Genomic DNA, 22421 nt, shown 5'->3' on the forward strand with positions numbered 1-22421 from the left:
CGCCTCTTCTCCTGTTTTCACAGTTCACCTGACTCAACGCACATCGAGCCCCAATCGTTTTAAATAGGGTATTAGACGTCTCTCAAGCTGCCTCAATTCATCCTTTTGCTCCGCTGACAATCGTTCCTCATGTATACTTCCATCCTTATCCATCACCATAACTTTGTATTTCCTCATCTGATCATAGTCCGACTTGAACTCACGATATTGTTCCTTGGTAAATGTCTCCTCTGCCCGTTCCAACTGTTCTGTCCAAAATTGCTGCTCATCCATCAGTTTTTTGGAGGACTCCACACTCACAGCTTCCAGCTTCTCAAAAAACGGTTCCAACTCAGCTACAAGAAGGTTATATCGTTCCTGCTCCACTGTACTCCACTGCTCTGGATGCATGTTTCCCTTAGAATCAGCAAGATTTACCGCCATTTGCCCCATTTGTTTCAGCAAGTCCATATATTGAACAAATTCTTCTTCACTGAAATGCGCCTTGGCCGTCTGCAGCTTCGCTTCCAACCTCATGTAATTCTCAGCTGTTCCGCCCATAGCAGCGATATTTTCCTGTGAACCATATAATTCGTCTGCGAGATAGGTGTACCCTGCATAGGCTCCGGTAGGAATAATGAGTACAACAGCCAATAGCCCAGTGACCAGCCATCTTTTTCGATTTCTTCTAATGTGAAAATCACTTCGAATACCATCCAACATTTTATGTTTAATTCTCGCAGGAACGGACCACTCTTTAGTCTCTTCCTGGTAGGCTGTTCGCAACTCTTCATCGATTCTCATGCAGATTCTCCACCTTTCCCCGTAACCTTGGATTCATCTTCTCTTTTTGTCTCAACTTCGCCAGCGCCGCATGTATGCGCGATTTCACGGTTCCAAGCGGAATCTCCAATATGCCAGCAATCTCCTCTTGCGTGTATTCATTTAAATAATGAAGTGTGGTCACCTGCTGCAGCTTGTACGGCAAACGACGTACCTGTTCCAGCAGAGGACGATTTGCCAGTTTGTTGACCAGATCAGTGGAAAAATCATATTCCAATCCCACGTCAGATTTTTCGATTCGCTTGCCAAACCGAAACTGCATCAACCTTTTGCGTCGATAACTCTGGACATGTCGCATCGTCACACCCATTAACCAGGGACGAAACGCACGCTCCGCATCATATCGCGCCAATGATCGATACGCCTGAATGTAGATCTCTTGGACCACATCCTCCGCGTCAGACTCGTCCTTGATGAGAAATCGTACAGTCCGATATACACCCCTCACTGTTTTCTCATATAATTCTCCGTATGCTTCTTCATGCCCCGCACGTATTAACGTTACAAGTTTTATGTACTCATCTTGCTCACTCATTATCCATCCCCTTCCTCCTTACACTATATATTGGCATGCCAGCATCATATCGTTCGATTTATTTATGGAATGAGTAGGTATGGTTGAATCTGATACAAAAGGGTCCTCTGGTGTTTATCATGATATAATATATCTAATTTTGATATAATTGGAGGTTCTACATCTGGGTTATAAGAACACCTTTGGGATTTTGGTTATCTTCGTTTTCCTTCTTTTTCTTTTCAAAAGCGAATGTAGGAGTAAATTAGCAGGGGGGGCACAATTGTAATGAATTTTTTTGGCAAATTGTACTCAGAATATTTACTGATCCCACGACCTCTACGTTTATTGTTTCTGTGGGCATGGATTGTTTTATTTTTTGTTGCTGGTGCCAAATTCAGATGGTTCTACTTCCTACAATAATCTGCCGAAAAGTCTGTTCTCATCGGAAATAAAAAAAGCTGAGTCGTCATTTTGACGTCTCGGCTCTTCATTATGTCTTCCGTTCATATCACTCAAGGCACAATAGATCGTATATCACAGCATATGAATATATCTACCTGTTCAAGTCTTGCCAATTAATTGGCAAGGCTTTTTTCTAATGTACGTCGTTGTTTGGCTTTACTTATGTATTCTTTAGATTTTCTTCAGATTTATACTCATTAATTCCTTAGTTTTTTTCATTATGCTTGCAATATCAACAAGAGAGGAGGCAAAACAATGATCAGTAATACGATCTTAGAGCTGCTTCATCAGTATGGATATCTGATTTTTTATTTTGCCTTCTCATTAGGGCCTTTCGGCATTCCCATTCCGAATGAGATCACAATTATTAGTGGTGCCATTTTAGGCCACACCGGAGTTATCAACTCATGGATCACATACTTCTGTATTTTATCAGGACTACTAACGGCCATTACCTTTGCTTATTTTGCAGGGAGATTATTTGGAACCAAGATAAAACCCAAATTTCAACATCATAAACACTTCGTCAAGGCCGAACTGATTCTGAATAAGAGTGGCCAATGGGCGATGTGCATCGGTTTGTTCATTCCAATTGTGCGATATGTTCTCCCTTTGCTTATTGGAATGAGCGGTGTGCATTATCGAAAATTTGCTCTCATCTCATATTCCAGTGCTTTGTTATGGACCTTAACGTATTTTACAGCGGGAATCTACTTCGGCGGTCCTATTTTATCCACGCTTCAATTATTACATCTCTAACTGGTTTTGCTAACACACCATCACATATACGGAGGAACCACACACATGAATTCCAATCAACCACTATTATTTCTGAAAAGCTTTCTTCAAAGCCCCAAACATGTTGGCAGCATCATTCCCAGTTCCCGGTTTCTCGCCAACAAAATGGTGAATCAAGCCTCTTGGCTGGAGGCAAAAGCAGTTGCCGAACTCGGATCGGGTACAGGGCCGATCACTCGTTATATTCAACAACAGGTGCAGGACTCCACCAAAGTCCTATTGTTTGAGATGAACGACACAATGAGGAATAATCTTCAGACAGCATACCCGGAGTTCTCCTGTTATCCAGACGCCGCTCGATTGGTAGAATCCATAATTCAAGAGGGCGTTCAGCAATTGGATTACATCTTTAGCGGGTTGCCCTTCTTCAACTTTGAGCCTGAATTAAGAAATACGTTGGTAGAGCAGATCCATAAGGCACTCAAACCCGGAGGATTTTTCATCGCCTTTCAATATTCACTTCAAATGAAAAAATTATTATCCGAACACTTTATCATCGAAAAAATAGAATTAGTGCCTTTGAATATCCCACCTGCATTCGTTTATGTCTGTCGCAAAAAGGAAACAATTTAAACATTCCTGACTATCGTTTACACTGATGTTATCCTCTTGATAAGAAATTAAAATGTTATTTAGATTAGAGCAAAAAGGAGTGTTGAATCATGAGTACCATTCTTGTTGTTGATGATGAACCCGATATCCGTGATGTCATTCATGTCTATTTACGTAACGAAGGATATCAGGTCATTGAAGCAGCCAACGGCGAAGAAGCGCTAAATATTATCAATACAACATCAGTCCAACTCGTCATATTAGATGTTATGATGCCCATTATGGACGGAATCAAAGCCTGCTTCAAAATAAGAGAAGTATCAACCACTCCGATCATTATGTTATCTGCCAAGGAAGAAGACATTGATAAAATTACAGGCCTGACTACCGGGGCCGACGATTACATGGTCAAACCCTTTAATCCATTAGAATTACTGGCTCGTGTTAAAGCTCAGCTCCGACGTCAAACATTGATCGGGAAACCGGAATCGAGTTCACTGATCCTCATTAAGGACCTTGTCATTGATACAAGCAAGCATTCAGTAAAGTTAAAAGAGAATGACATTTCACTAACCCCTCTGGAGTTCTCCATTCTGGTGTTACTTGCGAGTCATCCCGGACAAGTATTCAGCTCCGAGAAGATTTACGAAACCGTATGGAAAGAACCTTACGGGTATTCGGATAATACGGTGATGGTTCATATTCGCAATCTGCGAGAAAAGCTGGAATTGACTCCACGAGAACCTCAGTATATTAAAACGGTATGGGGAGTAGGTTATAAAATTGATTAAACGATTACAGCAATCCAAACAAACGAAAAAAATACAGATCCATATCCTCAATCGAATGGTGATCAGTTTTGTAATTTCAATTGTCGGATCAGTGATTATCAATAATATCCTTATTACGATTGTGGCAAAAATCAGTGAAGGTTTGGAGTGGAATTGGATTCTCAACTACTTCCCTTATATTCTGACACCTATATTTATCTTAATTTTTACGCTTACTTTTTTGGGTTCCACACGAAAAATTGTAAGAGACATCATTTCACTGGAGCAAGGGCTTCATATCATATCTGAAGGTAATTTAAACTACAGGGTTCCTGTAGTTCGAGAAGATGAACTGGGCCGGGTTGCTTCCAACATTAATCATATGACTGAACAGTTGCAGATACAGATGAGCAGGGAGCGCGAGTTGGAAAAATCCAAGATGGACATGATCACAGGCATCTCACATGACCTGCGTACACCGCTTACCAGCATAATTGGTTATATTGAACTTCTCAAATCAGAATCTTTTCAAGACAAAGCTGAGTATGACCGCTTCATTCAAAACACCTATAACAAAGCAACGCATTTGAAGAAGTTACTCGATGATCTATTTGAATACACACGTCTTAACGCAGTGAACACCCAATTGGATTTAAAAAAGGTTGACCTATGTCAGCTATTGGATCAATTGTTGTTTGAATTCGAGCCTTTAGCTCAGGAGAATGGGGTTCATATTGAGAAAAAACTCGGTGACGCTCCAATCATGGTCTCCCTGGATAGTGATAAAATTGCACGAGCCATCGACAATCTTCTCATGAATGCATTGAAGTATTCCTTTAAACCAGGTACGATTCATGTTCGAATGAGTATGCGGCATAATCACGTTACCATTGAAGTAGAGAATAAAGGCATGCCCCTAACGATAGAACAAAAAAACAGACTGTTTGATCGCTTTTATAAAGTGGATTATTCGAGGAATAGCGAAGGCATTCAATCAGGATCGGGTCTGGGTCTTTCTATTGCGAGGAACATTGCGGAGTTACACCAGGGGACTTTAACACTACAACATACACTTAACGTATTCGTCTTCCAGCTAAGCTTGCCTTCCAACATCAAGTGAACCATTCAATGAATTCAACCATGGAGGATACCACAATGAAAACACCCGAACCATTTCTTTTCCTACAAGGATTTCTGAGGAATCCCAAACGAGTAGGCAGTGTCCTGCCCAGTTCCAAATTTCTAGCTCGTAAAATCGTGCAATCTGTACGATGGGATGAGGTTAGAAGCATTGCTGAGCTGGGGCCAGGAACAGGCGCTGTTACACGTCTCATGAGAGCACATTTACCGCAATCTGCAACTGTGTTTTTATTTGAAAGAGACCCCAAAATGAGAAGTAATCTAAAGAGAACATATCCTGAATTCATGTTTCATTCGAATGCATCCTATCTATTGAAAAGAATCAATCAAGAACATGTGCAACAATTGGATAGTATCATTTGCGGACTACCCTTTTTTAATTTCTCCAGAGAAATGAGACAAAATATCCTGTCACAGATCCATACAGCGCTGCGACCTGGAGGCATATTAGTTTTGTACCAGTACTCACTTCATATGAAGAAACGTTTAGCTAAGTTATTTGAGATCGAGAAAATTCAATTTGGACCCCTCAGCTTCCCGCCTGCTTTTGTGTATGTTTGTCGTAAAAGACAAGATGAAGGAGCCAGTAAAACAAGCGAATTGGAGGAAAGCTGATTGTTTTATTACTACAGAACTCAATCGAATTATGCAAATGATGTTTTGTTACCTTCTCATTTTACGGTTGCAAGCCAATGATATGCCTCATCTATGTCATGAAACTCTTGAGATGGATTGGATATATCCATTCCTGAGAGCATTCGGTTTGCACTCGATTTAGCTATTGCTTTATGGGGAACAAGCAGTGCTGAATACTTTAGTCCTGCTTCGAGTGATCTCAGATACCACTCTTTTGCAACCCATTCTTGGTCATCTGGCGAAATAACGGCCAAGTGACGGCTATCGTATAACGCCTTATTCGAGCGTTTTAGCACCGCTAACTCCAACAATTTATTTAGCGGTGTACGATAATGTTCACCTTGTGCAAAGCTCTTCCATTGCAAAACAGCTACCTTATTTTCCTCATTCCATGAAACGGTTGCTTGGGGGGAATCATAAAAGATCAAATCGACCAGCTCCTTTTTAGATGTTTAATGTCCTGTCTTATCCTGTGAGGATCTAATCATGCGAGTCATCATCTTACGCGGCAACAACCGCGGCATAAACGCGATGAATCGGTTCCGAGCACCAGGCATAATTAACGTCTTGCCACGCAAGAAACCTTGGTACCCTTCTTCAGCCACCTGCCCCGCTTCCATGATAGGGCCCTGCAGCATCTTCGAGACACCCATACCCGAACGATCAACAAAGCCGGTGGATGTCAGGCCTGGACACAGTGCCGTTACCGTAACACCCGTTCCGCTTACTTCATTCTCCAAAGCTTCGGTGAACGATAACACGTATGCCTTTGTTGCATAATATACCGACATCATCGGTCCAGGGAAAAAGCCTACCAACGAAGCCACATTCATCACACCGCCGTGGCCACGTTGGATCATATCCGGTAAGAACAGCTTGGTCATGATGGTTAAAGCCTTGATATTCACGTCAATCATATTGACTTCCTGTTCCAGTTCCGTTTCCATAAACGTCCCGAACAGACCGAAGCCTGCATTGTTGACAAGATAATCAACAACAATCCCCTTTTCCTTCAGCTCATGATAAATCTCCTGTGGTACCCCAGGTGCTGCCACATCTTTGGCGATAACCGTCGCCTGAATGCCATACTTTTTCTGATACTCCTGAGCTAGATCCTGTATCTTACCCTCGCTTCGTGCTACCAGCACAATATGATGTCCACCTTTGGCAAATCGATCTGCTAACTCTTTACCGATCCCACCTGAGACCCCTGTGATGAGAACTGTCTTTCTCATGTCGTTACCTGCCTCTCTTTTCTTTTCTATAACATATGTTCATCTGAAACACCCATATTAGAACGAACATTCTTTAAAAGGCAGAAAAAAGACTACCTTAGTATGAGATCCATAGATAGCGTCCCTATACGAAGAAGTTTTTCCTCGGTTATTGAAGTCTTGGCCATCACCCTTAGCCCAACGCCTACATTATGCAAATATTCCGCCAATAGCTCGGCGTTGTACTCCATTGTGAATTCACCTTCTTGCTGTCCCCACACAATCATGTCCTTGATGAGTTTCTCCGTATTTGCAAACATCTCCGTCGATCGGTTGTTCATGTCGTCATCGCGTGCCGCCAATTCTACCGTCGAATTGACAATCAAGCAGCCTGATGAAGGATGCTCCTCTTCATGAATTAAAGAGGAAAATATAAACTGAAGTGCTTCCGTTGCCGTTGTAGAACGCTTCACACCTGCTACAAGGGCGGAGCTGATTTTGTGATCATACAGATCTACTGCCTTCAGAAACAAAGTATGTTTATCACCAAATGTGTCATACAAGCTTTTGCGATGAATTCCCATATGATGGACCAGATCCGTCATAGACGTCTTTTCATAACCTTGTTTCCAAAAAAGTCTCATCGCTTTATCCAGAACAACAGACTCTTCGAACTCTTTGCTTCTCGCCATTGGCTTTCCTCCTGTTCAGAAGACGAACATTGAATAGCATGAGCATCATCTTAACGAGCCTTTAAAAGGTAACAATGACTTTACCCTGGGAGTGACCCGTGGATACTTTAATCAATGCCTTTTCAATATCATCAAACGAATACGTGGAATCGATCGAAGGCTTAATGTCTTCCTTTTCTACAAGAGCTGTAATCTCTTGCAATTGAACCCCACTGGAGTGCACAAATAAAAAACGATATTCATTTTGGTTCTTACGCGCTAACGAATCCAGGCGTGCACCCACAAGACCAAACAAAGCTCTTTTCCACAACGGGAATTGACTGTCTACTGCAAAGCGATAATTGGGTCCCGCTTTCAAAGAAACTAATTTACCCTGTGGTTTCAAAATGCTCAATTCAGCTTTGATCTCGTCAGCACCCAAAGTGTCAATGACATAATCGATGTCGGACAGGATGTCAGCATAATGCTCCGTCTTATAATTAATGAATTGATCTGCTCCAATGGATAGAGTACGTGCTCTTCCCCTCTCACTGCCACTTGTGATAACCGTTAATCCCATAGACTTGGCAATCGGGATAGCCATCGCACCGAAACCACCAGTTCCTCCAGGTATAAACAGCTTTTTATTCGGTTCAGCTCGAAGTACATCATGCAATGCTTGATAAGCGGTCAGGGCAGTAAGAGGTACTGCAGCAGCTTCAATAAAGGACAAATTCTCCGGCATCATGGACAAAGCATCTTCATGCACGGCTGCATATTCAGCAAAAGCACCAATTTTATTCAGAGGTAACCTTGTGTAGACCGAATCGCCCACTTTAAAATTCAAAACATCATCACCAACAGCTTCAATGACACCTGATAATTCATTACCTAAAGTTAAAGGTAAGTTATAGTCGGCGATCATCCGAACACTGCCATTCATATTCAAGATATCCAGCGGATTTACACCCGCAGCTTTTACTCTGACAAGGACCTCATGGCTCTGAATCTGAGGTATCTCGATATCATTGATTTTCACTTGGATTTTTTTGGAGTACTTCTGAATCTGAGCTGCTCTCATCAGTTATCCTCTTCCTTTGCTTATAGACTAGGTACATGGCGCACAATGTTCAGTTGTACGCCATGTTCCATGGTTTGTGCTAGTGTTGCCCCTCTTGTGACTCCAATTCATCCAACGTAGGATAATCCGTGTACCCTTTACTTCCTGAACCAAAGAAGGTTGCAGGATCTGCTTCATTCAGTGATGCGCCTTGTTGAAGACGTTCCACCAAATCCGGATTGGCCAAAGACCATACACCAACCGGTACCAGATCAGCCAGACCTCGATCTAGATCTGCACTGAGATCTTCTAACGTTCTTCCGGCCCGGTTGACCAACAATGGATTTTGCCAAATTGAACGAATGTCCTGGAGCAGTTCTTCATTTCCAAGATGCATAACATGAAGGTACACCAAGTCCAATTGGGCTAATTCTTTGGCAAGATAACGATAAAGTTCAGGACCTTGTTCCCCATCCTGAATTCCGCCAAGAGGTGTTCCTGGAGAGATTCGGAAGCCGGTACGTTCTGCTCCAATTTCTTCGACAACAGCTTTCGCTACTTCAATTGCAAACCGAGCACGATTTTCTATAGATCCCCCATACTCATCTGTCCGCGTATTTGAATTCTCTCCGAAGAACTGATTGATCAAATATCCATTGGCTCCATGAATTTCGACGCCATCCGCCCCTGCTTCGATCGCTGCGACTGCTGCCTTACGGAAATCGGCGATGGTCGTTTGAATATCCTCCTGACTCAATTCCCGGGGAACGGGGATATCCTGCATCCCTGTAGCCGTAAACATTTCTACACCCGGTGCGATGGCAGATGGAGCAACCGGTTGGCGATGATGCGGGGTATTGTCTGGATGTGACATGCGACCCGCATGCATTAATTGGATGTATACATATCCGCCAGCTTCATGCACCGCATCCGTTACCTTTTTCCATCCATCAATATGCTTGTCGGTATAGATGCCAGGTGACCACAAGTACCCCTGTCCATCATCCGAGGGTTGTGTACCTTCCGTAATCAGGAGTCCCATGGTCGCACGCTGAGCATAATAAAGTGCAGCCAACTCTCCAGGTGTACCATCTTCTTGCGCCCGACTGCGTGTCATGGGTGCCATCGCTAGTCTATGAGGCAATTCCATGTTGCCAATCTTTGTTTTACTCCATATCTTTTCCAATGGGATGTACTCCTCTTCTTATTTGAGATTTGGTTAAAAGATGCATGGATGCTTCTGAATTAACTTAGTTCTGAGATCACTGGGTACATCGGAGCCGTCAGTTGGAAATCATAGTTCTGGTCTACAATCCCCACAACCACATCGTTGCGATCATACAGATCTAGCATGAAGCCCGCCATTTCTTTAGCTGTATGGTATTTGGACATATTGGCTTTGTAATCAAATCCTTCAGCATCGATTGATTTTTGTACAAACTCTGTTTCCGTGATCGCTGGTGCAAGCACCTTCGCTTTCAGTTTTGCACCTTTCAGTTCCAGTTCTTTGGCAAGACCTTCGGTGAAGGCACTAACGTAGTATTTCGATGCAGAGTAAGCAACACTGCCTACAGCAATGGCATATCCAAGTGCGGATGAGACGTTAATCAATTGAGTACCTTCGACATTCGCATAATCTCGTACATACAGTGTAGATAGGATGGTCAACGATTCGATGTTAACACGCAGCATGGTTTCTACTTTATCCAGATTCTGTTCAGCAACGAACGAACCTTCTCCAAGCCCAGCATTATTAATCCAAGTCTCGATTTCATATTCCTTCAAATCGTTATACAGTGCGTAAGCCTCTGCCGTAACAGACAGGTCACTTGTGTGAACAATAACACTCACTTTAGGATTGATACTCTGAATGGTGGATTTAAGCTCTTCCAACTTATCCAATCTTCTAGCTACCAAAATCAAGTTTTTCCCTCGTGCTGCAAACGCCAATGCCGTCTCATATCCAATCCCTGAACTTGCTCCTGTGATTACGGTATATTTCATCTTATTCTCTCCCTCGTATTCTTTAGATTAGTATGATTCCAGTTTCGAGAACGATCATTCTCAAACGTGTAAAAAAACAGTTAGATCTAACTTGCTGTTAGCATATCATTTCTAGAACGAACAGTAAAGAATTAATTTTTATAAAGAAGATGCTTGGAACGAACTTAAATAAGAATAAAAAAAGACTGGAAATTGGATTGCATCAATCTCCAATCCGTATCCAGCCTCTTGTACGTTCAGCTCATCAAGATATTTCCTTTACTACCTACACCATCCGCTGCCTCATCGCCTCAAACAACAAAATCGTTGCCGCCATTGCCGCGTTAAGCGACTCTGCCTGCCCCTGCATCGGAATCGTAATCGCATCATCCACCAAGCGTGCCGTAGCATCCGAGATGCCTTTGCCTTCGTTGCCAATCACAAGCCATACCGATTGCGTAAAATCATAACTATAGCAAGAATGCTCTGCCTGCAAAGAAGTACTTACCAGCTTCACACCCGCAGCCTTCGCTTCGGGAAGCAAGGACTCCAACTGGCCCTCCACAATAGGCAAATGAAACAATGATCCCATCGTCGAACGAATCGTCTTCGGGTTATATACATCCGCACAGCCTGCGCCAAGTACGACACCCGCTGCTCCAGCTGCATCCGCACTCCGAATAATCGTCCCCACATTTCCTGGGTCCTGCACCCCATCCAGTACCACAACAAGCCCGCGCGCTCCATCAATGAGGCTTTCCAGTGGCTCACTGCCTTTACGCACAATGGCGAATACAGGCTGCGGTGTCATCGTATCCGTACATTTGGCGATAACCGCAGGAGATACACTAACCCATTCTACACGATGTAGCGGGTTCTCAAGCCCGGCCAGTTCGCTAGGTACGCCTTGCTCTCCGTCGTACACAATACACTCCAGATCTGCTCCGGCGCGCAACGCTTCCTGTACCAGATGAATGCCTTCAATGATATATTTATGTTGACGGGTACGATGCTTTTTCTCCAGCAGCTGTGCCCATTCTTTTACACGTGTATTTTGCGGTGATACAATATCCATCTTTCCATCCTTCCCATCTGCATCCATCACTTCGGATATGCAAGCTCCATTTTCGTCAAATGATCCTTGTGACCCACAATGACCAGCACATCACCAGCTTCAATCCGGTCCTCCGCGTACGGCGAGATGTTCATCGAGTTCCCACTACGAATCGCCATGACGTTGCATCCAAAACGTGCACGGATGTTTAATTCCATCAGGTTTTTGCCGATCATTTGCTCGGAAGCTCTCATCTCCAGAATACTGTAATCCTCAGATAACTCAATATAATCCAGTATGTTAGGCGAGGTCAGATGATGGGCTACGCGTAATCCCATATCCCGCTCAGGATAGATGACCTTGTCTGCTCCAATCTTCTGCAGCACCTTACCATGAAGCTCATTTTGAGCTTTTACGATTAGGACCGGTACACCCATATCTTTCAATATCAGGGTTGTCAGAATACTCGCCTGAATATCTTCACCAATTGCCACAACGACAACGTCGAAATTCCGTATGCCCAGCGCACGCAGCGCTTCTTCATCTGTTGAATCTGCCGATACCGCATGAGTCACCACATTGGACATTTCCTGTGTCCGCTGCTCGTCCGCATCAATTGCCAGCACGTCGAATCCCATACCGCTCAGTGCATTGGCAACACTTGATCCGAACCGTCCCATGCCAATTACGGCATACTGTTTCTTGGCCATTAGGGTCTTAACCTCCCGCTGCACTTCAGCATAACGCATCATTACGGATACCCATGCTAACGTAAATAATCCTTCGTAGTATACCACAAAGCCCGATAAACTTGAATGCGCTCGCGCTTCCTAGGGAACAGTATTAGAGCAGCCGAATATACGAGGAGGGAATTGCGATGCCCATTACATTAAGCCTGCGTGAAGCGATTGTTCATAAAGTTCATGACAAGAGTGATGATCAGCTCCGGGAGATGATTGAAGGTTCAGTAGATGGACCGGAAGCTGCATTACCTGGACTTGGCGCCATTTTCGAGATGATCTGGAAGAACACAGAACCTGCCAAGCAGGAAGAACTCATTCAAATCGCGCAGGAGCATCTGCACACCATTCCCGTTCAACCGCTTCGCTAATCGAAGCATTGAAGGGTAGGGTAACCATCAAACCGTTTGTTCAGTCTGCAAAAGAAAGCTTTCCCTTATTCGGCTGGATCATACCCGCCTCGAAGTAAGGTGTATAGCAATAGATCCCTCCGCCAATCGGCGGAGGGATCTTATTTTGTACAAGTGTTACCTCATGATGGCAGCTTGTTACATCCAACCAACCCTTCAATGATTAGCCGGATTACGTCTGTCTGCTTGCACTTAAGGTGCAGTCTCCAAGAACTTGGCTGTAGGATTTTTATCCATAGCCGTTCTCATGGCGTACTCATTTTCGAAGAGCACGACATAATTTCCTTTTTTATCTTTTACAAGCGCAGAGTTGATCCGGAATTTGCTTGCGTCCAGATTCTCGTCCACGATCCAGCGAGCGAACTGATAAGGCATGCGCTGCAATTGCACGTCTACCCCATACTCGCCTTTCATCCGGTATTCAAATACCTCGAACTGCAGTTGACCAATTACGCCGAGAATCGTCTCGTCGAAACTTGCCGTCTGGAACACCTGAATGGTTCCTTCCTCCGTCAACTGGTCAATCCCTTTTTGGTACTGTTTATGTTTCAATGCATTTTTCACAGTAACTTTGGCGAAAATCTCCGGTGAGAAAGTTGGCAATTCTTCAAAAACAACTTCGCTACCTTGGCTCAATGAATCGCCAATCCGGAAGATACCCGGATCGAACAAACCGATAATATCTCCAGCATATGCCTCTTCCACAATATCCCGGTCTTGTGCCAGGAATTGCTGTGGCTGTGATAACTTGATCTCTTTACCTACACGAGTATGTTTCACACTCATTCCACGTTGGAACTTGCCTGATACAATACGCAGGAACGCAATACGATCCCGATGTGCCGGGTTCATGTTCGCTTGAATCTTGAATACATACCCGCTGAATTTCTCATTCGTTGGCTGGATTTCTCCTGCCGTACTGCGACGTGGTTCAGGCTTCGGTGCCAGTTCCAGGAAGTTCTCCAGGAAGGTCTGCACACCAAAATTGTTAATCGCACTACCGAAGAAAATAGGCGTCAATTCGCCGCGTTGAACTTTCTCCATATCAAACGGATCTCCCGCAACATCCAAAAGCTCCAGATCCTGAATTAATTGATCATGCAGATATTCCCCTGCCATCTCACGGATAATTGGATCTGTATAACCGTTTACTTTCTGAACTTTAATTACCGAGTGATCGTCCCCTTGGAACAATTCCACCTGATTTTTCATCCGGTCATAGACACCGCACAGCTCGCGACCTGTACCAATAGGCCAGTTCATCGGAACCGAACGAATACCCAGTACATTTTCAAGTTCTTCCATCAGATCAAATGGACTTTTACCCTCACGATCGAGTTTGTTGATAAACGTAAAGATTGGAATACCACGCTTCGCACACACCTGGAACAACTTGATCGTTTGTGCCTCGACACCTTTTGCCACGTCAATCAACATCACCGCGCTATCGGCAGCCGTCAGTGTACGATACGTATCTTCACTGAAATCCTGGTGACCCGGTGTATCCAGAATGTTGACGCGATGATCCAGATAATCAAATTGCATTACGGAAGAGGTAACCGAGATCCCCCGTTGTTTCTCAATTTCCATCCAGTCACTTGTTGCGTGTTTGCTGGCTTTCCGAGCTTTTACCGTTCCGGCAAGGCGAATCGCGCCCCCGAACAGCAACAATTTCTCGGTTAATGTCGTTTTACCCGCATCCGGGTGAGAGATAATGGCAAACGTCCGGCGTTTGTCCACTTCCTGTTGAAGAATATCATTTGCAGCTTTGCTCATAGGTTTAATCCCTTTCGTCCGTTCATTCACGTTAATCCGGCATGGCCGGTCCATCATTCAATCTTTATGCAATCCGGCGAGGCCGGTTGATTGTACACTGGTCATTTTGCATATGAGGTATTCATACACTAGATTAATTTTACACATTTACAATGGAGTTCATCCTCCTCAAAATCTGTGCTTTCATCGTTACCGTGAACTGCTTCTTAACCCAACTCTCCTATTGTACCATAATCTGTACCGAAAATAACCGATTACTACCGCAGATTCTTCTCTTTTCAATTGCAAAAAAAAGCACCCTTCAGCCATAATCATGGCATCCAGGCACTCCTCATTTATTTCATGTTATTGTGTTTTTTAGAAAATCAATGCATCCAGCGCGTATTGTCCGCCACCTGTCAGGGCCAGCGCTACACCAATTACCAGAATCGCGAGATTATATTCGAATCCGTTCTGCGTGGACCAGTAACCGTTCGCACCATGGACTTTCACAATCGCAATGACCATCGTCAATGCAATCAGAATACCGCCTACCGGTGTAAGCAGACCCAGAGCAAGCAGCAAACCGCCACCGAATTCCGCGAGTCCAGCCAGTAAAGCCACCAATGCACCTGGCTTCATGCCCATCGACTCAAACCAGCCGCCTGTACCCTTGATTCCGTAACCTCCGAACCAACCAAACAGCTTTTGAGCCCCGTGCGCCATGAACGACAATCCAATCACCAAACGAATCAATAACAACCCTACATCCAACATCATTTTCTTTTTCCTCCATTCGATATATACAAAATAGTATTCTCAGATTAAAGATATTATGCACATTTTTTCATGATTCTCTGTGACGCAAACCCCTTCAACTGGTTTACATTTTATCTCATGAATGATCACTTATCCGAAACGTTGGCCCGGATGAAGTTTGTCATTGGCGTAACTCTTTAACTCATGTGTTGAGTATAAGTTACATACTTACTTTTTGTCAATAACTTAATTTAAATTACTTATTTCCTTTTGATGGATGCCTTCCTTTTCCCCGCTAAAAAGCCTGAGTACACCGCATAATTTGCGATACCCAGGCTCAGTCATGTTGTCTATGCTGTTAATGTCCTTACCCTACCCATTTACTTGCCAGATCACGCTGTCCTCATCCTGACCATTCACCGGCCACCAGTGGAATCCGTCCTGCTCCAGCAGCTTGTCTGTCGCTTCTGGTCCCCAGGTTCCAGCAGGGTACGTATGAAGCTCTCCCTGATTCTGTCCCCAGGCTGCTGCGATCCGATCCACAAAAGACCAGGCTGTCGCCACTTCATCCCAACGGGTAAAGTACGTAGAATCCCCTTCTGCCGCATCGTGCAGCAGACGTTCATACGCTTCAGGCGAGTTGATTCCAATCATGCAGCTCTGGCAGAAATCCATCGCGAGCGGCTGAATCTCGGAATCCGAGCCTGGTTTTTTGGCGTTGATCTTGATATATATGCCTTCCATCGGATTCACCCGAATCACGAGCAGATTCGGTTCCAATTTATACTTTTTCCCAAGATACACGTTGTTCGGCATCGACTTGAACTCTACTACGATCTCGGTCGTTTTCACCGGAAGACGCTTGCCTGTCCGAATGTAGAATGGAACACCCGCCCAGCGGAAATTATCCACGAATACACGTGCTGCAAAATAAGTCTCCGTATTCGACTGCGGATCAACCTTGTCTTCCTGACGATACCCCGGAAGCTGCTTGCCACGGTACTCACCTTCGGCATACTGTGCCCGCACAACGTTGTTGCTGACTTCCTCATCCGAAGTAAAGGCACGCAATGAGCGCAATACCTTCACCTTCTCATCCCGAATGTCTTCCGGGAATAGGCGACTCGGCGGTTCCATCGCAATCATCGTTAACATCTGAAGCATATGATTCTGCCCCATATCACGCAGTGCACCAGAGTGATCATAATAACCGCCACGTTCTTCCACGCCTACTGTCTCACCGAGCGTAATCTGAACGTTGGCAATATGTTTGTTATTCCAGAGCGGTTCAAAAAAAGCATTTCCGAACCGAATGACTTCGATATTTTGCACCATTTCCTTGCCCAGATAATGATCAATCCGGTAGATTTCCTCTTCACGGAATACCTCACGAATCTGCTCATTCAGATGTTCAGCCGATTGCAGATCATAACCAAATGGTTTTTCGATCACCAAACGGTTCCAACCCCGACTTTCCAGCATACCGCCGTCCCGCAAACTGTACGAGACACTGCCAAACAGCTCAGGTGCCAGTGCCAGATAGAACAGCCGGTTCCCCGGCGTGTTAAACTTCGATTCCAGATGCTCCGTTTGCGCACGCAGCTCTTTGAATCCGTCCACATTATTGATATCCAGTGCTTTGTATTCAAAATGATCGACAAAAGCGTTCCACTCATCAGGTTCCCCCGCCGGATAGCGGCAGAACTCTTTAATGGATTCATAGATGTCTTCCCGGAATTCTTCTGGGGACCTCGGACGACGTGCTACGCCAATAACCGCAAAGTCATCGGCAAGCTTGCCTTCACGGTAAAGACTGTAGATAGCCGGAAACAGCTTCCGGCGGGCCAAATCACCCGTTGCTCCAAAAATGAAAAATACTGCACCTGGTGTCTGTACTTCATCTTGCGATTGTTTTTCAACCATGGGCTCCTCTTTCTTCCGGGAAGATAACCTATATGCTCTCCCCGAGCTATGTAATGGTGTTATATATGCACGACATACAACCGTCAATTACCAGCAAGTTCCTTCTTGGATGTGATGCCATTTTAGCATATCAACTGAACGGATGCACTATTTCCAACTGATTTTTCTAGTAAAGATTCTCACTTCACTGTCTGAATAACTAGAAAATTCCAGCCTCAATACTCAATCGTAATCACCGGAAACCCCACTGTAATTCGATTGTGCATCTCATCACCAATCTGGTGAACTGCGAGCTGCATATTCAACATATGCGATCCACTCCTAATTGACAATGGCAGATCAGCCGCCTCATAAGAGACACTTGCGCTGGCTACATCCGTATAACGTTCAACGGAAACGAGATCCACATTTTTGGACAGGTCTTTCTCGATCAGTGCCAACTGTTGATTCGCATCTCGTTGAATAACAGTAGCTGCCGTACCTTGTACAGAAATATTCCAGCTTGCCTTCATCCCTGAGTCTACAAGCAGCTGACCGATCTGTTCATGTGCTGTCATGAATGTGTTCCGATCCGTGTGCGCATCCCCTGACAGTTGTACGATGGCGTAATAACCGTTGTCTCCTGACTCAACGACATTGACCAGTACACCTGCTTCTCCAGTAGCTTCATTGACAACCCCCTCACTGCGATACACACTATGGCCCGTCTGGCGAACCCGTACTGGTTGTTCCAGCCCCAAGTGATTAGCCAATAATACTGCCTGCGCTTGTGCATCTCCCCGGCCTTCTCCTTGCCATTTAATAACCAGACGATCCACATTATCAATCACGCTGTCAGCAGTATAGATTAACTGTTCCAGTTGGGCTGCTTGGGATTCGTTCTTCTCTGCATATACCTGTGTCACACTGATAAGAATAATGATAGCCATTGCCAATATACCTGCTGTCATCCAACGATTTAACATTTGAATCCCCCGTTCCTTCTTGCATTCTATGAATCTATCAACAGCATGCCCCTTTCCCACATCAGCTATACTTCGTCCAAACACATCAAAAAAAGCCCCACCCACCACTTACATGGCAGATCAGAGCTTTCCATTCAAACTTTTCTATCTAAATTGAACTCATCAATTTACACTAGCCACTCCGATGACAGAACCCCCTTCCAATCGCTGTTATCCCCAGATTTTTTGATTCCATTTATAAATATTAAATCCGGGGATAAAGGCAATTGTATGCTTTCGAAGTAGCTTTCTTTCAGAAAGCTTTTGCTTCGCTTCTTCAGGTTCTTTCTGTCCTCTTATCTATTACTTCCGTACATTACTGCACGGTTCTTTGGCTTAATTATGTGATTGCATATATTCTTGTTATTACTCTGCAAGTCCGTTTTTATAAGCATAGATCGCGGCCTGTGTACGGTCGTCTACGCCCAATTTGGCCAGTAAATTCGTGACGTGAAACTTGACTGTCTTAATGCCGATGATCAGGTCATCAGCGATGTCCTGATTCGACTTGCCTTTGGCCAGCAACCGGAGCACATCCATCTCACGGTCCGTCAATTCATCATGCAAAGGAGCTGCTGCCTGTGGCTGTCGGAATCGATTCATCATTTTGGAAGCCACCTGTGACTCCAGAACGGATTGCCCGCGTGCTGCTGCGCGAATTGCATCTGCCACTTCATTGGCTCTTGATGTTTTTAACAGATAACTGAATGCGCCTGCTTCAATGACAGGATACATTTTTTCATCATCCAGGTAACTCGTCAAGACGATGACTTTGCACTCCGGATACATTTTAAGTACCTGACGTGTAGCCTCGATGCCATCCATGCCTTCCATCACCAGGTCCATCAGAACAACATCAGGCTTATATTCCTGCGCAAGCCGAATACCTTCTTCTCCACTGCCTGCTTCACCAACAACTTCAATTCCATCTTCGGTATCCAGTACCGCTGCCAGACCAATACGTACCATCTCATGATCATCCACGAGCAATACTTTGATCGACGTTTCCGTCTCCGTTTCGACTTCCGGTTCCATTGACATGTTCTTCCTCGCTTTCATCGTTCATCAAAGGTATCGTAATCTCAATCCGCGTTCCCTTACCAGGCGCTGTTACAAATTGTATGGCTCCACCAATCTCCGTAACACGTTCACGCATGTTAGCCAGACCGTAGGAGGCTTGTTTATTCTCATCCAGATCAAAGCCTTGCCCATCATCACGAATCAGTACCCGAATCGCATCTGTGCGGCGCTGGAGCCGTATCTCCATTTTTTCCGCTTTTGCATGCCGTAACGTATTGGACATAGCCTCCTGAACGATCCGAAACAGATGATTCTCGATGCCTTTGATGAGATCGATGTCTTCATCTATTTCGAGCACAATATCCATGGGGACTTTCGTTTTCAGTTCCATCACCAGATCACGCAGACCTTGTTCGAGTTGTTTGCCCTCCAGATAGACTGGCCGCAGATGTAACAATAACGCACGCATCTCGGATTGTGCTACCGAAGCCATCTCTTCAATCAAAGCCACCTGGCGCTGAGCACGTTCAAAATCCTTCTCCATCTTCCGTCCAACGGCCGTTGCTGTCATAGATATCGCGAACAATTGCTGCGATACCGCATCATGCAGTTCCCGTGCCAGTCGCTGCCGCTCTTCCACAATAGCCGTAATTCTGGCTTGTTCAGCAAGCTGTGCATTATGAGTAGACAATCGCTGGAGCGAAGATACCTGATCTTCCCACTTTTTTCCGATTCGTCCGAGTTGCTCACTTAAACGGCCCACATCATCATCGCCCAGATCAGGTACAGTGCGTGATAGAGAGCCCTTCTCCCACAGTAGAAGAGTTTCCCGCAGTAGTTCTAGCCGACGTTTAACCCGATAACTCTGATAGAACCCAAAGACCGCTCCAATCCCAATCAGAAGCAGCAATAAGGCAAGACCCGATTGAATCAGATGACTCCAGCCTTTAAACGGAGCAAGATAACCATATGTATACAATACATACAAAATAACAGCAAGGACAATGAAAACCAGGAGGATCCCTTCACCCATACTTCGGGTTACCATGTCGGTATGTCGTTTTGTCTTCATCGGGGTCTCCTCCTTCTCTTCATCTATTTTACTACGGATTACTTATGCTTAGGTCGCCAACAATATAAGAAATAACAAATTTTGCTTTATGTTCACTGGATTCATAACCAGGAGTTCTCCATACTAATTTGTTCATCATGCCGCTATCTTGTTCACCATGAAGATTAATTCGGCCGAAAAGAACCGATGCTTCAATCTCAACACCATAATCTTCTGGCAGCGTAAGGCGAACATTCCCCATAACGCCTTGCAGCAACACGATTGTTTGTTTCTCCTCCGGAATCGAAAGAGACAGATCGGCGTTAACTTCACCCATGGCGTGCCACAGACTCATACTCCGTAACGTCCAGGATGATTGATCCCAGTAGTACCGGGCCATGAAATTTTGTTTTTTCATAACTGCTTCGTCCAGATGAATCTTTTTGTTCTTTGAATAAAAATAAGCTAAAGAAGCCAGTACAATCAAAAATACAATCATTAAATTATCCAGCAATAACAGTGCCGCACCAATGCCAAGATACCGATAACCTTTCCGAGTATCTCCTTTGCGGACCTGAAGCATTCCAACCGTTAACAGAATTAGTGCGGCAGCGGTCAGCAAGTTAATATTCTGATTTAATAACATCATTGTGCCAATAATAATAATGACAACTGCTAGCCATTTACTCTTCTTATTCATCCCCGCCGCACCTCCTCTGTAAGTTTATCTTTCTTTATTCAACGGAAAAGCCATACCAGGCAATGAAGTCCTGTATGGCTTAACTTTTGTTCTACCAACCGTACATTATACACGATTTATAGAATATCATATTGTCCACGGGGCGAACAGTTATTCTTTTGAAGTTCCGTTCGCTTCATTCTTGGAACCACTGCCCATTTTGTTTTTGAGGGCTTGTAATTGCTGATCCACTTTGAACTGTTTTTCCACATCTACAGGGTTCGTGTACGTGGATGATGTGTTGCGATAAGGTGCACGAGCTACGTCCGCTTCAGCTTCCAGCTGCATGATTTTCTCTTCCATGCGGTGGAATCCTAGTGATGCGCCACCACTTTCAATGGAATGCAGGCTGTTAATGGAAGACATTTGTTTTTTGGCTTTTGCCATTTGTGCACGGGATACGAGTTCATTACGTTTGTTACGCATTTTGTAGAACTCATCTTTCATATCATGCAACTGTTGCAACAGGTCTTTTGCTTGTGCTTCGGACTGTGCATGCAGTTCATTGTACTCCGTAATTTTTTGATCAAAGTAGATTTTCTCTTCAAGCAATTTGCGTGCCACTTCTTCCTGACCGTTGGCCAGAGCAGCTTCTGCTTGGGACTCACGTTGTACCGAAGTACGCTCTGCTTCGTCCAGACGTTGTTTCATGCGACGCTCATTCGCCATTTGTTTGGCAACTGTTACCTCTGCCTCATGAATCTCAGCCTCCATATCACGCAAGTACTGGTTCAACATTACAATCGGGTCCTCTACCTTATCCAACATATCATTTACCGATGCTTTCGTCATATCCTTAATCCGTTTAAATACTCCCATTTTACTTTTCTCCCTTCTCGTAACGAGATAATTTTTGGCGAAGCTCTTCAACTTCTTTTTTCAGTGCTTTTTTCTCGATATCTTTCATCATGGAATCAAGTTCACTTTCTTGTGGTGCACCTGCTCCGTAGGCATTGTTGTCATAAGAACGCGGACCGGATTGAGGTCTGCTGTTGTATCCAGGGCCGGGACCGAAGTTACCAGGACCTTGTTGATTGTGATTATTTTGAAAAGGACCTCTTGGCGGCTGATGATCATAGTTGTTGTATCCTCTGCCAGGACCAGGGCCCGGGCCGTAACCATACGGATCATAAGGCGGATACGGTTCCTTTGGCACCACCAGTGCTGCAATAAAGTATATTAACAACGACGTGCCGCCAGTTACGAAGATACTGATGACGAAGATGATACGCAGCAGGGTGGAATCCATTCCAATACTTTCGGAAATTCCGCCGCACAAGCCGGTTAACATCCGGTCACGCGTTGAGCGGTATAATTTGCTCATTTTCTTGCTCCTTTCGT

25 protein-coding genes are annotated in these 22421 nt (G+C 44.6%); 6 read left to right on the plus strand and 19 right to left on the minus strand.

What is annotated here, in order from left to right; genetic code table 11:
- Positions 1-33: 33 nt before the first annotated feature.
- Together MKZ12_RS24975 and MKZ12_RS24980 are read right to left on the minus strand one after the other, a co-directional pair.
- Positions 34-783, minus strand: a complete 750-nt coding sequence (locus MKZ12_RS24975; protein ID WP_339257344.1) for a DUF3600 domain-containing protein — start codon at positions 781-783, stop codon at positions 34-36.
- Entirely contained in the window at positions 770-1357 is a 588-nt protein-coding gene (locus MKZ12_RS24980; RefSeq protein ID WP_339257346.1) for a sigma-70 family RNA polymerase sigma factor, read from the minus strand. Before MKZ12_RS24980 ends, MKZ12_RS24975 begins: the two co-directional genes overlap by 14 nt.
- Positions 1358-2056: 699 nt before the next feature.
- Between MKZ12_RS24980 and MKZ12_RS24985 the strand changes: the two genes are divergently transcribed.
- The 5 genes from MKZ12_RS24985 to MKZ12_RS25005 all read left to right on the plus strand — a co-directional run bounded on the left by MKZ12_RS24985 (position 2057) and on the right by MKZ12_RS25005 (position 5676).
- On the plus strand, positions 2057-2560 hold the full coding sequence (locus MKZ12_RS24985) for a DedA family protein (protein ID WP_339257348.1): 504 nt from the start codon (positions 2057-2059) through the stop codon (positions 2558-2560).
- 45 nt (positions 2561-2605) lie between these two features.
- Positions 2606-3172 carry a methyltransferase domain-containing protein gene (locus MKZ12_RS24990; protein WP_339237617.1) on the plus strand — a complete coding sequence of 189 codons (567 nt, stop codon included), beginning with the start codon at positions 2606-2608 and terminating at the stop codon, positions 3170-3172.
- 89 nt (positions 3173-3261) lie between these two features.
- Positions 3262-3942, plus strand: coding sequence for a response regulator transcription factor (locus tag MKZ12_RS24995; RefSeq protein ID WP_339237618.1), 681 nt, complete (start codon positions 3262-3264; stop codon positions 3940-3942).
- Entirely contained in the window at positions 3935-5041 is a 1107-nt protein-coding gene (locus MKZ12_RS25000; RefSeq protein ID WP_339257350.1) for a HAMP domain-containing sensor histidine kinase, read from the plus strand. Before MKZ12_RS24995 ends, MKZ12_RS25000 begins: the two co-directional genes overlap by 8 nt.
- A 35-nt stretch (positions 5042-5076) precedes the next feature.
- Entirely contained in the window at positions 5077-5676 is a 600-nt protein-coding gene (locus MKZ12_RS25005) for a methyltransferase domain-containing protein (protein ID WP_339257352.1), read from the plus strand.
- A gap of 56 nt (positions 5677-5732) precedes the next feature.
- Here MKZ12_RS25005 and MKZ12_RS25010 read toward each other — a convergent pair whose 3' ends face one another.
- From MKZ12_RS25010 to MKZ12_RS25045, 8 genes are all read right to left on the minus strand, one after another.
- Entirely contained in the window at positions 5733-6125 is a 393-nt protein-coding gene (locus MKZ12_RS25010) for a hypothetical protein (RefSeq protein ID WP_339257354.1), read from the minus strand.
- 24 nt (positions 6126-6149) lie between these two features.
- Positions 6150-6932, minus strand: a complete 783-nt coding sequence (locus tag MKZ12_RS25015; protein WP_339257356.1) for an SDR family oxidoreductase — start codon at positions 6930-6932, stop codon at positions 6150-6152.
- Positions 6933-7024: 92 nt separating this feature from the next.
- Positions 7025-7603: a TetR/AcrR family transcriptional regulator gene (locus tag MKZ12_RS25020; protein WP_339257358.1), complete on the minus strand. Its 579-nt coding sequence runs from the start codon at positions 7601-7603 to the stop codon at positions 7025-7027.
- 61 nt (positions 7604-7664) lie between these two features.
- Positions 7665-8663, minus strand: a complete 999-nt coding sequence (locus tag MKZ12_RS25025) for an NADP-dependent oxidoreductase (RefSeq protein ID WP_339257360.1) — start codon at positions 8661-8663, stop codon at positions 7665-7667.
- 79 nt (positions 8664-8742) lie between these two features.
- Complete coding sequence (locus tag MKZ12_RS25030) at positions 8743-9828, minus strand: alkene reductase (RefSeq protein ID WP_339257362.1); 1086 nt, start codon at positions 9826-9828, stop codon at positions 8743-8745.
- A gap of 59 nt (positions 9829-9887) precedes the next feature.
- Positions 9888-10646 carry an SDR family NAD(P)-dependent oxidoreductase gene (locus MKZ12_RS25035; protein WP_339257363.1) on the minus strand — a complete coding sequence of 253 codons (759 nt, stop codon included), beginning with the start codon at positions 10644-10646 and terminating at the stop codon, positions 9888-9890.
- A 265-nt stretch (positions 10647-10911) separates the two neighbouring features.
- Positions 10912-11700 carry an RNA methyltransferase gene (locus MKZ12_RS25040; RefSeq protein WP_339257365.1) on the minus strand — a complete coding sequence of 263 codons (789 nt, stop codon included), beginning with the start codon at positions 11698-11700 and terminating at the stop codon, positions 10912-10914.
- A 26-nt stretch (positions 11701-11726) separates the two neighbouring features.
- On the minus strand, positions 11727-12428 hold the full coding sequence (locus MKZ12_RS25045) for a TrkA family potassium uptake protein (protein ID WP_339243208.1): 702 nt from the start codon (positions 12426-12428) through the stop codon (positions 11727-11729).
- A 128-nt stretch (positions 12429-12556) separates the two neighbouring features.
- Between MKZ12_RS25045 and sspI the strand changes: the two genes are divergently transcribed.
- A complete protein-coding gene (sspI, locus tag MKZ12_RS25050) occupies positions 12557-12790 on the plus strand; it encodes a small acid-soluble spore protein SspI (RefSeq protein ID WP_036673259.1) in 234 nt (77 codons plus the stop codon).
- A 231-nt stretch (positions 12791-13021) separates the two neighbouring features.
- On the opposite strand, the gene MKZ12_RS25055 is transcribed toward sspI, so the two are convergent.
- The 9 genes from MKZ12_RS25055 to MKZ12_RS25095 form a co-directional block, all read right to left on the minus strand.
- Positions 13022-14605, minus strand: a complete 1584-nt coding sequence (locus MKZ12_RS25055; protein ID WP_339257367.1) for a peptide chain release factor 3 — start codon at positions 14603-14605, stop codon at positions 13022-13024.
- Between the two features lie 357 nt (positions 14606-14962).
- Positions 14963-15361: a DoxX family protein gene (locus MKZ12_RS25060; protein ID WP_024634146.1), complete on the minus strand. Its 399-nt coding sequence runs from the start codon at positions 15359-15361 to the stop codon at positions 14963-14965.
- Between the two features lie 354 nt (positions 15362-15715).
- A complete protein-coding gene (zwf, locus tag MKZ12_RS25065; RefSeq protein ID WP_339237642.1) occupies positions 15716-17266 on the minus strand; it encodes a glucose-6-phosphate dehydrogenase in 1551 nt (516 codons plus the stop codon).
- A gap of 215 nt (positions 17267-17481) precedes the next feature.
- Complete coding sequence (locus MKZ12_RS25070) at positions 17482-18231, minus strand: YwmB family TATA-box binding protein (protein ID WP_339257369.1); 750 nt, start codon at positions 18229-18231, stop codon at positions 17482-17484.
- A gap of 405 nt (positions 18232-18636) precedes the next feature.
- Positions 18637-19305 carry a response regulator transcription factor gene (locus tag MKZ12_RS25075; RefSeq protein WP_091020933.1) on the minus strand — a complete coding sequence of 223 codons (669 nt, stop codon included), beginning with the start codon at positions 19303-19305 and terminating at the stop codon, positions 18637-18639.
- Positions 19247-20362, minus strand: a complete 1116-nt coding sequence (locus tag MKZ12_RS25080; RefSeq protein ID WP_339237647.1) for a sensor histidine kinase — start codon at positions 20360-20362, stop codon at positions 19247-19249. Before MKZ12_RS25080 ends, MKZ12_RS25075 begins: the two co-directional genes overlap by 59 nt.
- Positions 20363-20393: 31 nt before the next feature.
- Positions 20394-21041: a cell wall-active antibiotics response protein LiaF gene (liaF, locus tag MKZ12_RS25085; protein WP_339237649.1), complete on the minus strand. Its 648-nt coding sequence runs from the start codon at positions 21039-21041 to the stop codon at positions 20394-20396.
- Between the two features lie 150 nt (positions 21042-21191).
- Positions 21192-21899 (minus strand): PspA/IM30 family protein, encoded by a 708-nt coding sequence (locus MKZ12_RS25090; protein ID WP_339237651.1) that lies wholly within the window; start codon positions 21897-21899, stop codon positions 21192-21194.
- A 1-nt stretch (position 21900) separates the two neighbouring features.
- Positions 21901-22404 (minus strand): PspC domain-containing protein, encoded by a 504-nt coding sequence (locus MKZ12_RS25095; RefSeq protein WP_278298326.1) that lies wholly within the window; start codon positions 22402-22404, stop codon positions 21901-21903.
- Positions 22405-22421 lie beyond the last annotated feature (17 nt).

This window comes from Paenibacillus sp. FSL R5-0713, from assembly GCF_037973325.1.
Classification (GTDB): Bacteria; Bacillota; Bacilli; order Paenibacillales; family Paenibacillaceae; genus Paenibacillus.

What these genes read in the sequence shown, in the direction of transcription:
- MKZ12_RS24980 (WP_339257346.1), bottom strand. Translation starts at nt 1,357, where the DNA reads ATGAGTGAGCAAGATGAGTACATAAAACTTGTAACGTTAATACGTGCG.
- MKZ12_RS25055 (WP_339257367.1), bottom strand. Translation starts at nt 14,605, where the DNA reads ATGAGCAAAGCTGCAAATGATATTCTTCAACAGGAAGTGGACAAACGC.
- MKZ12_RS25035 (WP_339257363.1), bottom strand. Translation starts at nt 10,646, where the DNA reads ATGAAATATACCGTAATCACAGGAGCAAGTTCAGGGATTGGATATGAG.
- MKZ12_RS24995 (WP_339237618.1), top strand. Translation starts at nt 3,262, where the DNA reads ATGAGTACCATTCTTGTTGTTGATGATGAACCCGATATCCGTGATGTC.
- MKZ12_RS25040 (WP_339257365.1), bottom strand. Translation starts at nt 11,700, where the DNA reads ATGGATATTGTATCACCGCAAAATACACGTGTAAAAGAATGGGCACAG.
- sspI (WP_036673259.1), top strand. Translation starts at nt 12,557, where the DNA reads ATGCCCATTACATTAAGCCTGCGTGAAGCGATTGTTCATAAAGTTCAT.
- MKZ12_RS24975 (WP_339257344.1), bottom strand. Translation starts at nt 783, where the DNA reads ATGAGAATCGATGAAGAGTTGCGAACAGCCTACCAGGAAGAGACTAAA.
- MKZ12_RS25090 (WP_339237651.1), bottom strand. Translation starts at nt 21,899, where the DNA reads ATGGGAGTATTTAAACGGATTAAGGATATGACGAAAGCATCGGTAAAT.
- MKZ12_RS24985 (WP_339257348.1), top strand. Translation starts at nt 2,057, where the DNA reads ATGATCAGTAATACGATCTTAGAGCTGCTTCATCAGTATGGATATCTG.
- MKZ12_RS25095 (WP_278298326.1), bottom strand. Translation starts at nt 22,404, where the DNA reads ATGAGCAAATTATACCGCTCAACGCGTGACCGGATGTTAACCGGCTTG.
- MKZ12_RS25015 (WP_339257356.1), bottom strand. Translation starts at nt 6,932, where the DNA reads ATGAGAAAGACAGTTCTCATCACAGGGGTCTCAGGTGGGATCGGTAAA.
- MKZ12_RS25020 (WP_339257358.1), bottom strand. Translation starts at nt 7,603, where the DNA reads ATGGCGAGAAGCAAAGAGTTCGAAGAGTCTGTTGTTCTGGATAAAGCG.
- MKZ12_RS25080 (WP_339237647.1), bottom strand. Translation starts at nt 20,362, where the DNA reads ATGAAGACAAAACGACATACCGACATGGTAACCCGAAGTATGGGTGAA.
- MKZ12_RS25045 (WP_339243208.1), bottom strand. Translation starts at nt 12,428, where the DNA reads ATGCGTTATGCTGAAGTGCAGCGGGAGGTTAAGACCCTAATGGCCAAG.
- MKZ12_RS24990 (WP_339237617.1), top strand. Translation starts at nt 2,606, where the DNA reads ATGAATTCCAATCAACCACTATTATTTCTGAAAAGCTTTCTTCAAAGC.
- MKZ12_RS25060 (WP_024634146.1), bottom strand. Translation starts at nt 15,361, where the DNA reads ATGTTGGATGTAGGGTTGTTATTGATTCGTTTGGTGATTGGATTGTCG.
- MKZ12_RS25005 (WP_339257352.1), top strand. Translation starts at nt 5,077, where the DNA reads ATGAAAACACCCGAACCATTTCTTTTCCTACAAGGATTTCTGAGGAAT.
- MKZ12_RS25075 (WP_091020933.1), bottom strand. Translation starts at nt 19,305, where the DNA reads ATGGAACCGGAAGTCGAAACGGAGACGGAAACGTCGATCAAAGTATTG.
- liaF (WP_339237649.1), bottom strand. Translation starts at nt 21,041, where the DNA reads ATGAATAAGAAGAGTAAATGGCTAGCAGTTGTCATTATTATTATTGGC.
- zwf (WP_339237642.1), bottom strand. Translation starts at nt 17,266, where the DNA reads ATGGTTGAAAAACAATCGCAAGATGAAGTACAGACACCAGGTGCAGTA.
- MKZ12_RS25070 (WP_339257369.1), bottom strand. Translation starts at nt 18,231, where the DNA reads ATGTTAAATCGTTGGATGACAGCAGGTATATTGGCAATGGCTATCATT.
- MKZ12_RS25025 (WP_339257360.1), bottom strand. Translation starts at nt 8,663, where the DNA reads ATGAGAGCAGCTCAGATTCAGAAGTACTCCAAAAAAATCCAAGTGAAA.